This is a genomic window from Sphingomonas sp. PvP056, assembly GCF_040549155.1.
Taxonomy (GTDB): Bacteria; Pseudomonadota; Alphaproteobacteria; order Sphingomonadales; family Sphingomonadaceae; genus Sphingomonas.
The window spans coordinates 24,210-37,303 of the sequence record NZ_JBEPST010000002.1 but is presented as its reverse complement, the minus strand read 5'-3'; the positions used below and the strand labels follow the sequence as shown (position 1 = coordinate 37,303).

9 protein-coding genes are annotated in these 13,094 nt (G+C 61.7%); 7 read left to right on the top strand and 2 right to left on the bottom strand.

The features are described from left to right. Positions 1-122: 122 nt before the first annotated feature. Both ABIC17_RS04390 and ABIC17_RS04385 read left to right on the top strand, forming a co-directional pair. Entirely contained in the window at positions 123-1,844 is a 1,722-nt protein-coding gene (locus ABIC17_RS04390; protein ID WP_354279539.1) for a hypothetical protein, read from the top strand. A 38-nt stretch (positions 1,845-1,882) separates the two neighbouring features. Beyond that, positions 1,883-2,968 (top strand): glycosyltransferase family 4 protein, encoded by a 1,086-nt coding sequence (locus ABIC17_RS04385; protein WP_354279538.1) that lies wholly within the window; start codon positions 1,883-1,885, stop codon positions 2,966-2,968. A gap of 6 nt (positions 2,969-2,974) precedes the next feature. Here the strand turns inward: ABIC17_RS04385 and ABIC17_RS04380 are convergent, their stop codons facing one another. Both ABIC17_RS04380 and ABIC17_RS04375 read right to left on the bottom strand, forming a co-directional pair. Next, positions 2,975-4,369: an HlyD family type I secretion periplasmic adaptor subunit gene (locus ABIC17_RS04380; RefSeq protein ID WP_354279536.1), complete on the bottom strand. Its 1,395-nt coding sequence runs from the start codon at positions 4,367-4,369 to the stop codon at positions 2,975-2,977. Next, entirely contained in the window at positions 4,366-6,549 is a 2,184-nt protein-coding gene (locus ABIC17_RS04375) for a type I secretion system permease/ATPase (protein ID WP_354279535.1), read from the bottom strand. The genes ABIC17_RS04380 and ABIC17_RS04375 overlap by 4 nt, the downstream gene beginning before the upstream one ends. A 289-nt stretch (positions 6,550-6,838) precedes the next feature. Here ABIC17_RS04375 and ABIC17_RS04370 point away from each other — a divergent pair, with 289 nt between their 5' ends. The 5 genes from ABIC17_RS04370 to prsR all read left to right on the top strand — a co-directional run bounded on the left by ABIC17_RS04370 (position 6,839) and on the right by prsR (position 13,066). Continuing rightward, on the top strand, positions 6,839-7,297 hold the full coding sequence (locus ABIC17_RS04370) for a PilZ domain-containing protein (RefSeq protein ID WP_354279533.1): 459 nt from the start codon (positions 6,839-6,841) through the stop codon (positions 7,295-7,297). Positions 7,298-7,511: 214 nt separating this feature from the next. Then, the gene (locus ABIC17_RS04365; RefSeq protein WP_354279531.1) at positions 7,512-8,333 is read left to right on the top strand and encodes a PEPxxWA-CTERM sorting domain-containing protein; all 822 of its coding nucleotides are present in this window, start codon (positions 7,512-7,514) and stop codon (positions 8,331-8,333) included. Between the two features lie 375 nt (positions 8,334-8,708). Further along, positions 8,709-9,521, top strand: a complete 813-nt coding sequence (locus ABIC17_RS04360) for a PEPxxWA-CTERM sorting domain-containing protein (protein WP_354279529.1) — start codon at positions 8,709-8,711, stop codon at positions 9,519-9,521. A gap of 110 nt (positions 9,522-9,631) precedes the next feature. Then, positions 9,632-11,686, top strand: coding sequence for an XrtA/PEP-CTERM system histidine kinase PrsK (gene prsK, locus ABIC17_RS04355; RefSeq protein WP_354279527.1), 2,055 nt, complete (start codon positions 9,632-9,634; stop codon positions 11,684-11,686). Between the two features lie 12 nt (positions 11,687-11,698). Next, the gene (gene prsR / locus ABIC17_RS04350) at positions 11,699-13,066 is read left to right on the top strand and encodes a PEP-CTERM-box response regulator transcription factor (RefSeq protein WP_354280555.1); all 1,368 of its coding nucleotides are present in this window, start codon (positions 11,699-11,701) and stop codon (positions 13,064-13,066) included. Positions 13,067-13,094: the final 28 nt, after the last annotated feature.

The window sequence follows — 13,094 nt, the reverse complement described above, 5'->3', positions numbered from 1 at the left end:
GATGGATCAACGCTGAACTCGAGGGACGTTACCTAACATTCGCGTCGTCCGCGCCGCGGCCATCCTTGGCGGTAAGTCCGCCAAGGATGGCCAGCGAGGCGGGTCGCGTATATAGCCGCCGAATGCTGATCGATAGACGAAATCTACTGCGATGGTCGGGCGCCGGTATCGGCGCACTGATGTTTGGGTCCTGCGCGCGCGGAGCGCCGCAGGACGCGACGTGGCCGGGACCAGTCGTTCCGCCATCCCAGGTGCCGCAATTGCCCATCGGTATGAACCTGGCACAGGTTTCTGATTACGGAGCAGGCTTCCCCTTTTACAATCTCATGTGGGGCGCGCGGCCATGGATGACCCATAACGCTGGCGGCGGCGGCGAATGGGACACGCATCAGCAGGATGCGTTCGCGTTCGATGCCGACGGCTATCCCCGCGAAGTGCCCGTAAAAGTCAACGGAACGCTGCCGCCACAATCCATCTATACGCTTCTTCCGAATACACTGAAGCCCGGCAAGTACGTCCTGTTGCACGACGGCGAAGGCGTGTTTGCCGGCGTCATGGGTACGCGCGTAATTAGCCAAGGCCGTGGGCGCGCACTGTTGCAGATGACCCAAAACGGGAAACTGGTCGAGGGATTGTCGATTGAGCGATCGAATCCCGCAAATCCGGTTCGAAACATGCGGATCGTTGCGCTCGCAAATGAAAACGTAGACCTCGCGGCAACGCCGTTCCTGCCGGAATTTCTAGAGTTCTGCCGACCATTCCACGCGTTGCGTTTCATGGACTGGGGAGCGACGAACAATTCGATTGAAGAAGCGTGGGCAAGCCGTCGTTCGCCAACATTTTACACTATGGTTGGTGTGACCGGCAATCCGGACGATACGAATGGCCACGCACCGGACGCGTTTGGACGGAAGTTTTCCGGCGCGGTGGCGCACGAGGTGATGATTGCTTTGGCAAACACCCTGGGAATCGATCCCTGGTTCTGCATCCCCCATCGCGCCACGGACGAATACGTGGCCGAAATGGCCAAGCTCGTGCATGCAAAACTCGACCCCAAATTGACCGCCTACGTCGAGGTTTCCAACGAAATCTGGAACTGGCAGTTCGCCCAGGCCGGCTGGATGCTTCAATCGCGCCGACTTGGCGATATGGTCGAAGCCAAAGGTGGCAAGGCTTGGGACGATTCTGCCAAAACCAAGGGTGCGAACCACCCCGAACGCATTGGAGCGCTCTTCGGTCACGTGTTTGGCATTTGGCAAAACAACTGGCCCGCTGCAGACCGCAAACGGACAGTGCGTATCTGCGCAACGCAGACCGCATGGCTGGACGTCGCGCTTCGAACGATCGACGCGACCATGTCGAATGGCGGCTGCGACGCGGTTGCACAGAGCGGTTATTTCGGACCCCGCACGGAAGAATACGACCGCTGGGCCGCGCGTGGGGCGGCACTGACGGCTGACGATGTCATTAAGGACATGCGGGGCGTGATCGACTTCCAGGCCAAGCCGGGTGTGGCCCTGACCGCCGCGCAACGCGCCCAGAAACTGGGTCTGCGGTACGTCGTCTACGAAGGTGGCCAGCATCTGCAACCGAAGGGCCAGGCCGAACTGCCGTATAATCCGGCATTGGGTGCCGCTCAAACCAAGCCTGAGATGTACGACCTCTACCTCGAAAATTTGCGGGGCCAGGTCCATCTTGGCTGCTCGTTATTCTGTGCCTTCAGCAGTGTGGGCGGACAAGGATCCCGTTACGGGAGCTGGGGTGCCAAGAGCAGCTATGCCGAACCCAATGCGAACGCACCAAAGTACCGGGCATTGCTTGCCGCGAACAAACCGCGCAGCTGATGGAATATGACTTCAGAGCAATGAGGGGATTGCCCTGCATGCGGATTACCATCCTATCGGTCTCGATCGACAACAGTGGGGGCTTTCGCGTCGTCGCGGCGCTAGGGCAGAGGTTGCTGGCTGAAGGCCACGACGTTCGCATCATTGCGCCAAAGCGAGATCGTCCTGATCTCCGGAGAAGGTTGCGCGCTTGGTGGCATCGTCAGGCGCTATGGTCGAAACATCAGCACAGTGACCATCTTGGTACCCTGGCTGACCACACCACCGTTGTACCGCATGGCGCGCCCCTTGTGGCAAACGATCTACCTGATGCAGACCTGATCATTGCCACGTGGTGGGATACGATGAACTGGGTACAGGATTTGCCTGCAGCGAAAGGGATCCCTGTCCATCTCGTGCAGGACTATGAAGTCTGGGGCGGAACGAAGGACGACATTGACCGGGTCCTGCGAACGCCCGGACCAAAAGTTGCCATCTCGAGCTTTTTACACGCGCTCCTGACCAAGCAATTTGGCCAGAAGGACGTCCTGCTTCTCCCAAATGCGGTCGATCATACGCTGTTTCATGCAGACCCGCGTCCCAAGAACACCGTTATGAAAGTCGGCTTTGTCTATTCGCATGACCCGCGGAAAGGGACGGATCTGGTCCTGAAAGCGCTAGAGCGCGTGCGAAACATCCTGCCCGAGCTGCAAGTGATTGCGTTCGGCCATCATCGGCCGGCTGCGTCGCTGCCACTTCCACCTTGGGTTGAGTATACGACGGCCCCTGAGCAGCAGACGATACGTCACATCTACGCGAGTTGCGATGCCTGGCTCTTCGGCAGCCGCCTGGAAGGATTCGGTTTGCCGATCCTCGAAGCGATGGCATGCCGGACGCCTGTGGTGGGCCTCAACGCAGGAGCCGCTGCCGACCTTCTCGGCGATGGTAGCGGAATCCTGCTGGAGAATGAGGATTGGGTCGGCATGGCCGATGCAATCCTGCGCATCGCAGCGATGCCTGATTCCGAATGGCGTGCCCTGTCCGATCGCGCGCATGCCCGCGCCAAACAGCAAAACTGGACCGACGTTGGCGCTGCACTGCGGCAATGGCTCGAGGGCATTGTCGCACGCCCTCGAGCCGCCTGATCACCCCTACCGCTCGCGCAGCGCTGTCTTGCGCGCTTCGTCGATCGGGCTCGTCAGGTAACTGAAGAAGCTGCGATCGCCCGTCACGATGTCGGCGGTGACCATCATGCCCGGGGTCACCGCCACGTCGCGGTCGCCGCGCGCGATACGGGTGCGGTCGAGCGCGACGCGCAATACATAGACCGGCCCGAGTTTCTCGTCGTCCACCGCATCGGGACTGACCCCCAGCACGTGCCCCTGGATCAGCCCGTAGCGCGTGAACGGGAACGCATCGAGCTTGACGCCGACCTTTTGCCCAACGCTGACGAACCCGGCATCGCGGTTGAGCAGCTTGACTTCGGCGACGAGCTTCCCGTCCCCCGGCACGACCGTCATGATCGGCTTGGCCGCTTCGACGACGCCGCCTTCGGTATGGACCGACAATTGCCCGACAGTCCCCGTGACCGGCGCACGCAGCGCCTGAAGCGTGGCACGCTGCTTCGTCTTGACGAGTTCGTCCTGCCGCAGCCGCATCTCTGCGGTCGACTTGACCAGTTCGTCGAGCAAGGCGGACCGCGCATCCGCGCGCGCCTTGACCGAGTTGCTTGCCGCACCGCCCGCCTGCGCGGTCGCGCGGCGGATCGACTGGAGCGCGGAATCCCGGTCGCGGACCTGCGCGATCCGCTGGCGCCGCATCTCGAGCACCTTCATCTTCGATACGAACCCCTTGGCGAGCAATTGCTCGTTCGCCGAAATCTGTTCGTCCAGCAGCGGCAGCGTCTCGGTCAGCTTGGCGACTTCGGCACGCGCCGATCCGATCTCGGCGCTGGCGACCGCATTGCCCGCCTGCTGCGCCTGGATCGATGCGTTGACTTCGGCGAGCTTGGCGCGGGCCAGCGATTCCTGCAGCGCCGCGGTCGCGGGGTCGGTGCCTGCGGGCGCGGCGAAGCGGAAGCCCTTGCCGTCGAGGGCATCGACCACCGCCTGCGTCCGCGCGACTTCGAACGACACGCTATCGAGCGACTTTCGCGCTTGCGCGGCTTCCGCGGTTGAAACGGTCGGGTCGAGCAGCACGAGCACCTGCCCCTTGGTGACGTGATCGCCGTCATGCACCAGGATCCGCCGCACGACCCCCGCTTCCGCCGGCTGGACGAGCTGCACCGCGCCGGTGGGTACGATCCGCCCCTGTGCGGACGCAATGATGTCGGTCCGCCCGAGCGTGAGCCACAAACCGAGCGCGGCGACGCCGGCGAGCAGCACCTTGGCGGTGACGCGCGCGGTCGGCGACACCGGGCGCTCGATCACTTCCAGCGCCGCGGGCAGGAACGCGGCATCGTCAATGCGCAACCGCCCGACGTTCCGGGCCTTGTCCTCGGCGAGCGTGGCGGTGATCATCCGCCAGTTGGTCGTCAGCGCGTTCATGCGGCGATATCCTTCAGGCCCGATTGGCGACGGTGGAGTTCGGCGTAGCGACCGCCCAGTCGGAGCAGCTCGTCATGCGTGCCGACCTCGACGATCTTGCCCTTTTCGAGCGCAATGATCCGGTTGCAGTCGCGAACCGCGGACAGCCGATGCGCGATCACCACGACGGTCCGCCCCTTGGCGATGGCGCTCAAATTGTTGCGGATGATCTCCTCGCTTTCGGCATCCAGCGCGGAGGTCGCTTCGTCGAGGATCAGGATGCGCGGATCGGTGACGAGCGCGCGCGCGATCGCGATGCGCTGGCGCTGGCCGCCCGAGAGGTTGACGCCGCGCTCGACGATCGGCGTGTCATAGCCCTGCGGCTGTTGCAGGATGAAGCCGTGCGCGCCCGCCAGGTTTGCCGCGCGCATGACGCGGTCGAGCGGCATCGCTGGATTGACCAGCGCGATATTCTCGCGGATCGAGCGGTTGAACAGGATGTTCTCCTGCAGCACCACACCGATCTGGCGGCGCAGCCATGTCGGATCGACTTGCGCGATATCCATCCCGTCGATCAGCACTCGGCCGCTTTCGGCGAGATACAGACGCTGGAGCAGCTTGGTCAGCGTCGACTTGCCCGATCCGGACGAGCCGACGATCCCGATCGACTCCCCCGCCCCGATCTCGAGCGAAATGCCGTCGAGCGCAGGGGGACTGTCGACCGCATAGCGGAAGCGCACCGCGTCAAAGGTGATCGCGCCTTTCATCGCCGGGAGCGTGACGCGGGAGGTCGCCTGCGGCTCGACCGGGTGATTGAGGATGTCGCCCAGTCGCTCGACCGAAATGCGGACTTGCTGAAAATCCTGCCACAGCTGCGCGAGGCGGATCACCGGCCCCGAGACACGCTGTGCGAACATATTGAACGCGACCAGACCACCCAGCGTCAGCGTCCCGCCCATCACCGACTTCGCGCCGAAGAACAGGATCGCCGCGAAGGTCAGCTTGGAGATCAGTTCGACCGCCTGGCTGCCGGTGCTGCCGATGTTGGTGACGCGAAGCGACGCGGCGCTGGTGGCGGCGAGCTGTCGCTCCCAGCGATCCTGCCATTGCGGCTCGACCGCGGCGGCCTTGACCGTCTGAATGCCGCTGACGCTCTCCACGAGCAATGCGTTGCTAGCGGCGCCGCGTTCGAATTTCTCCTCGATCCGTTGGCGCAGTGTGCCCGTCACGCTGACCGAGACGATAACATAACCGACCAAGCTGACCGCGACGATCCCGAACAGCGCGGGCGAATAGAGCAGCATCGCGACCATGAAGACCCCGACGAACAGCGGATCGACCAGCACGCTGAGCGACGCGGTTGTCAGGAATTCGCGGATCGTCTCGAGCTGGCGAACGCGCGTGACGGTGTCGCCGACGCGGCGCTTCTCGAAATAGCTGAGCGGCAGCGCGAGCAGGTGGCGGAACAGGCGTGCGCCCAGCTCGACGTCGATCTTCTGGCTGGTCTCGGCATAGACGCGGCTGCGGATCCAGCCGAACATCGTTTCCCATACCGATACCGCGACAAAGCCGATCGCGAGGACGTTGAGCGTCGTCTGCGCATTGTGCGCCAGCACCTTGTCGATCACGTTCTGGAACAGCAAAGGCGCCGCCAGCCCAAGCAGGTTGAGCGCAAAGGTGATCAGCAGCACCTCGCCGATCAGGCGGCGGTAGCGGATGATCTGCGGCACGAACCAGCTAAGGTCGAAACGCCCCTTCCCTGCCCCGCGTGCCTCGCGGGTGGTAAGCAGGATCAGTTCGCCATCCCACAGCGCGTCCAGCGCGGCACGGTCGACCTTCTCGACCTGGCTGCCGGGGCGCTGGATCAGCACGCCGTCCTCGACCAGTCGCCCGATCACGAACCATCCCGCCGGACCGTTGGCGAGTGCCGGGAGCGGCTGGCGTGACAGGCGTCCGGGTTCGACCGTGACGGCCTTGGCCTTGGCACCGTCCTGTCGCCGCGCGAGGCGCACGATGTCGCGCGCGCCGAGCGGATCGGAATGACCGAGTTCGTGCCGCATCTGCGCCGGATCGACGGATACGTTCTGGATTGCGAACAGCAGCGCCAGCGCGCGCGGCCCCGTTTCCGGATCTACCGTTCTCCTGTCTTCCGGGCCGAACGCCTCGGACAGCCGACGCTCGGCGCTTTCGTGCAATTTCATGGATGCGGACCTGACAATCTCGGGATGCCGCAGATGTGCCAGACAATGGTAAAGATTAGGGTAACGACACTTTCCGAAAGGCCCCATCCGCTGATTGAAAAGCGATTTCCGGCAACGATTTGGGTCGCGATTGCGGAGATCGGCGCTGCCACCGCCAAACCGGTTTTTCGAAAAATGACATATCGGCGTCAAAACCCTTCCGGATTGGATCGGGATATGCCACGATCGATTTAAGGCACACGATTAACGATGCGCCGGCGAACAGACCTTTCGGAGAGTGAGTCAGATCATGATGATGGCCGCCACGCTATCGAACGCAGGACGCGCGACGCCGCGCATCCCCACGGCACGCCCCGCGACTCTGCGGGACGCACAGCGGCAGCCGATCGATATCTTCATCGAGAATTTGTCGGCGGATGGCTTCGGCATGTCGACCACCACGAATTTCGCACGCGGCGAACGTGTCAGCCTGCAACTTGCCGGGATCGAACCGCGAGAGGCACGTGTCGTACGACGGTTGGGTCTGAGTTACGGTTGCGAATTCCTGGCACCGCTCGACATGCGCGAACTGGCGTCGGCGCTGGATGCCGGGACCGTATTGAACGGCCGGTTCTCCTCCGACTCGGAAACCTTGCTGACGGATCGGCATGAAGCGCAGGTCTCAAGGCTCGGGCGGATCGCAATCCTGCTATGCGTGAACGTCTTGTTGTGGACTGCCATTGTCTACAGCTTGCAGACGTTCCTGTAAGATCCGCGAAGAAGAACAGCCAATGCGGCGACATGTCCTGTACGTGTCGCTCTTCGTTACACGTCTGACACCCTACTAACTGCACCCTGTTGAATTTGTTTATATTCCGCTGTTGGCATACGTTTTGCGTAAGGCCCCAGTGATGTCCCCGGCGCAGTTGCTGCCAGGCTCGAGTTGAGCGTTGGTAGCTGTTCTCGCGCAAGGGATTATCTTAATGGCACGTAAAAGATCGACATACGGAATCGTCAAAGCCGCCATTGGCGCGTCGGCGTTTTTGCTGACAACAGGCGCAGCACATGCCGAAATGGCCACATTCGCAACGTTCACGTCTATCGATCAGGTGAAGAACGTTTCTTTGGTCAATGCGGGCGAAGGTACGATCGGTGCCACGATCTATTCGATAAGCTCCGGCGCGGCGAACGCCCCCGGGGCCGTCAAGGTCCATTTCGGATTCTTGCAAAACGGGTTGAGTACCTCTGTAAGCAACATCATTGCAGACTTCATGTTGGAGGGAAGCATCACAGAACCAGCGGTGTCTACGGTGGGGTCGCTTTTGGTCCAGCCTGTTTTCACGGGAACAATGTCGTTCAAGACCACCACCGCGATCCAGCTGACAAGTCCTTTGTACGAAACCAAAACCTTTGAAGCCGGCGCAAACCTGCTGACAGTCCGTTTTAACGGGGCGATCTTCGGCAGCAATGGCGGCAGCACGGCGAACTTCAACGGGTCGACCGGCGCTGGCGACACCGTCTTTTTCACATCCGACTTTCTGGATTTCAGCCAGGTCACCAAGCGTGACTACGCAACCACGATGAACGCGATTACGCCTGAACTGTTATTGGCTAAAAACGGTAGTTTCGACAGCTTCTTTGCCTCGATCGGCGGCTCATTCTCCTCTGATCCGGCCCCGATATTGGTCAGCACCGTCCCGGAACCAGCAAGCTGGGCGCTGATGCTAACCGGGTTCATGATGCTCGGCGCAGCGCTTCGGCAGGGACGGAAGAACGGCACGTTTAGCGCGACCCCAAAGATCTAAACCCGCGCTTTCAATTGCACGGAAAGAATATTTGAAAAGGTCGGTGTATCGCAGTTCAAGCTGCGGTGCGCCGGCTTTTCGCTATCCCACTAGCTAGGACACCTGCCTACTACGCGCTTATTTGATCAACAATGTCTACTACAACTCCTTCGGTATCGACTCCAGTATTGGTCCCGATTACTGGAATCTGTAATATTATCTTACATCGGCGATTAGGGCATATCTCTATCCTGCTGTATTCACATATTTGCTTTGGTTGGCACACATCCTGCATTAGTAATAGAGTGCATCCGGCTGCTTCTCGAGCTGGTGAGTACGAGTAGGCTTTGGTTGTTCTCGTGCAAGGATATCGCCACCATGCGACTTGTTACATTTGTGAACCTGGTTCCGGCTCTGGGTGCTGCCGCACTGTTGCTGAGTGCTTCGCCAGCCACCGCCGATGTCCTAACATTTGCGACGTTCACCTCGATTTCTCCAATCAAGAACATTCGCTTCGTGAATTCTGGAACCAGTCCCAGCCGCGTCGACGATGCCCAGATCTTTACAACGTCGACCGCCACCGCGGACTCCGCGGGCGCGACGAAAGTGTATTTCAGCTTTCTGCAGACAGGCCTGAGCAAGTTCATCAACAACGTCGTTGCCGACTACACGCTGACCGCCGCGGTAGCCAAGGGTGACACGGCCTCAGTCGCCGTGGGATATGTGATCCAGCCGATCGTCACCGGCACCATGACGTTCAAGTCCACTACGCCAATAACCCTCGACAGCCCCTACTTCGCGCCTACGACGTTCGCCGCCGGTGCAAATCTGCTGACGGTGACCTTCAGCACGGGCATGATTGGCAGCAAGAACGGGAGCACATCCACGTTGAGCGGGTCGACCGAAGGGGGCTCTGTCGTCGAATTCACGTCCGATTTCCTGGATTTCGACGAGGTCAGCAACGCCGACCTGTCGACGACCTTCAGCGCCATGTCGACACTGCTGCAGATTGCATCAACATCGGCCTCGGGCAACAATTCGGTATCGTCGTTCCGGGCGACCGCCGGGGGACAATTTTCCTCCGACCCTGCGCCAATGGTCGTGGGCATCGTTCCGGAGCCGGTAAGCTGGGTGATGATGATCACCGGTTTCACCATGCTTGGAATTGCCATCCGCAAACGCGCCCGAATGGTCCAGCTAGCCCTCTGAGCATATGATCACCGATTGATCGCATGACGTCTGGCACGCCCTCGCTTCGACCGAAGCGAGGGCGTTTCGTTTTCGGGCAGCGGGCCGCCACAATTCCCTACGTCAAAGCGGTGACAACGGTGTACACAGCGGGGGTGTTATTGTTCTGGATCCTGATATCGACCGGCACCGCTTACGCGCTGTTGGCGGCATGGCGTATTTCCCTCGGAACGGGACGAGATCGTGCCCCGACCCTCGTCATCGCGTTCGTCGGCATGGCAGCCTGGGCGTATTCCGGCCTCACGCAGAACCTGCTGCTCATCATCGCAGCGCAATTGCTCCGGAACATTGCGTGGTTGGTCTATCTGGCAAATGCGACGCAGCCCTCCGCGGACTCGTCAGAACGTCGCTCGCATAGTGCGACGATCCTGGGCGTCATGGCCGTGCTGGCCGCGGCTTCCGCGGTCATGGGGATCCTCCAGATTCCTGACACGCCAGCCGCGACGACCTGGGCGGTGGTCACCATCGGGTGTCGCCTGATCTTTGCGATCGGCGGGATCATCTATCTCCACAACCTGTACAACGGACTGACCAGCAGCAGCGGGACAGGCTTCCGCCTGATCCTGTTCGCGCTCGGCATGCTGTCCGCCTACGACCTGAATCTCTACACCGTCGGGTTGCTCGGGTATCAGGTCGCCGAACCGCTGAGCATCGGACGCCCGGTGCTTGCGCTCTTGCTGGCCCCGCTCTTCCTCGTCGCCGCGCGCCGTCGCGAGCATTGGAAGATCGCTTTGTCGCGCAAGGCGACGTTCCAGTCGCTGTCGCTGGTCGCGATCGGCCTGTACTTCGTCAGCATGTCGATCGTGGCACGATCCGAAACGGTGTTCGCCGGATCGGCAGGCCCGACCCTCGCGATCGGTGCGGTGCTGGGGCTGTCCGCGATCGGGGCGTTCCTGCTGTTTTCGACCCGTGCGCGTGCGTGGCTCAAGGTCGTCATCATCAAGAACCTGTTCCGCCACCGCTATGATTACCGCGCCGAATGGTTGCGGTTCAGCGCGACGATCTCCGATTCGGGCGGATCGGCGCTCTCGCTTGAGGAACGCGTGGTGAAGGCGGTCGCCGACGTGACCGAGTCGCCTGCCGGCCTGCTGCTGATGACGACCGACCAGCGGACCTTCGACGTCGCTGCTGCATGGTGCTGGGGCCATCGCGCCACGCCACCCACCGGTCCGATCCTTTTCCCGGAAGCGCAACGCGAGCAACTACAGCAGGGATTGATCGCGACGTTCGCGCAACACGCACAGCACGACAGCCACACGCAGGAACCACCCGAGATCGTCGAGACAATCGGCGACGCGTGGGTCGCGGTTCCGCTGATCTGGCTGTCGACCATGATCGGGGTCGTCATCCTCGCAAAACCGCGGCTACAACGCGCGCTCGACTGGGAAGACTTCGACCTGCTGAAGGTGATCGGCCAGCAGGCGGCCGTGCATCTGTCCGACGCCCACAAGCAACTGGAACTCGAGGAAGCGCGTCGCTTCGAGGAATTCAATCGCCGATTCGCCTATATTATCCACGATATCAAGAACGTCGTCAGCCAGCTGTCGCTGCTCGCCAGCAACGCGCAACAGCATGGCTCCAACCCGAAGTTCCAGGCAGAGATGAGCCGCAGCCTGACGAGCGCGGTGCAGAAGATGAACGTGCTGCTGTCGCGCCTGTCGCCGGATCGCGTGCTCCAATCGGCAACGCCTGAAAGCATCGACGTCGACCGCCTGATCGACACGGTCGTGACGGGGCGGGTCGATCAGCGCTCGCTGTCGATCGGGCCGCGCTCGGGCGCGCGCGCGCGGGGTGATCTGGAGAAGCTGAAGCTCGCACTCGATCATCTGGTGCAGAACGCGATCGAGGCAAGCCCAGTGGATCAGCCCGTCGTCGTCTCCGCTACGTCGGTCGGCCCCCACTGCGTGATTACCGTCGCCGACAACGGCGTGGGCATGTCGGCGGACTTCATTCGGAAGGGCTTGTTTAAGCCTTTTGTCTCTACAAAGGGCGGTGGCTTCGGCATCGGCGCTGCGGAAGCGAAAGCGCTGGTTGCGGGCATGGGGGGGACCCTGCGCGTGACCAGCACCGAAGGGCATGGCAGCATCTTCACGATCGAACTTCCGCTCAGCGACGTGCGTGATTAGGTAATGGCGGACATGGTCGACAACATCGAAAAACCAAAACTGCTGATCGTCGAGGACGATCTCGATCTTCAGGCGCAGCTGGAGTGGGCATTCACCGATTACGAGGTGGTGACCGCGGGCGATCGCGCGGCCGCACTGACCGCGCAGCGCACTGAGAATCCGGCGGTCATCACGCTGGACCTTGGCCTCCCGCCAGACCCGGACGGCACGTCGGAGGGGTTCGCGACACTTCGCGAACTGATCGCGCATAACCCCACGGTCAAGGTGATCGTCGCGTCGGGGCACGAAGCGCGTGAAAGCGCGCAGAAGGCAATCGCGCTTGGGGCGTATGATTTCTACTCCAAGCCGATCAACATCACCGACCTCAGCCTAATCGTCGGGCGCGCCTTTCATCTTGCGCAGATCGAGGCGGAGAACCGCCGGCTCGCCGAACAGGCGGATCAGCTCGCGAGCGCCGAGGGAATCATCACCGGCGCGCCCCAGATGCTGACGGTGCTTCGTACGATCGAGAAGGTCGCGGATGTCGATGCGTCCGTGATGCTGCTCGGCGCGTCCGGCACCGGCAAGGAATTGCTGGCCAAGGCGATCCATACTAAAAGCGCGCGCGCGCGTGGGAATTTCGTCGCGATCAATTGCGCGGCGATCCCCGAAACGCTGCTCGAATCCGAACTGTTCGGTCACGAAAAGGGTGCGTTCACCGGCGCGGTCAAGGCGACGGTCGGCAAGATCGAGATGGCGAACGGCGGCACGCTGTTCCTCGACGAAATCGGCGACGTGCCCTTCGCGATGCAGGTCAAGCTGCTCCGCTTCCTGCAGGAACGCGTGATCGAGCGAGTCGGCGGGCGCAAGCCGATCCCGATCGACGCCCGCGTCGTAACCGCGACGCACCAGGATCTGACGACGCTGATGCAGGAAGGAAAATTCCGCGAGGATTTGTACTTCCGGCTTGCCGAAATGGTCATCCGCATTCCCTCGCTGGCCGAACGACCTGGGGACGCGGTGCTGCTGGCGCGGTTCTTCCTCCGCAAGATGAACACCGGCAAACAGGCGCGGATCAAGGGTTTCGCGCCCGACGCGTTGACCGCGATCAACAACTGGCCGTGGACCGGCAACGTTCGGGAACTGGAGAATCGCATCCGACGCGCGACGATCATGGCGGAGGGATCGATGATCACCGCACAAGATCTCGATTTCGAGCAGACCAGCCAGACGATGGAACGCACCGAATTGCGCGTGGCCCGCGAACGGGCGGATCGGTCGGCGATCGCGGCGGCAATTGCGCTCAACGACGGCAATCTGTCGGCGGCGGCGCGTGATCTCAATATCTCGCGGCCGATGCTCTACGATCTGCTCAACACCTATGGCATGGCGAAGAACTAGAGTGTGTGACCGCTCCCCCGGCACATGC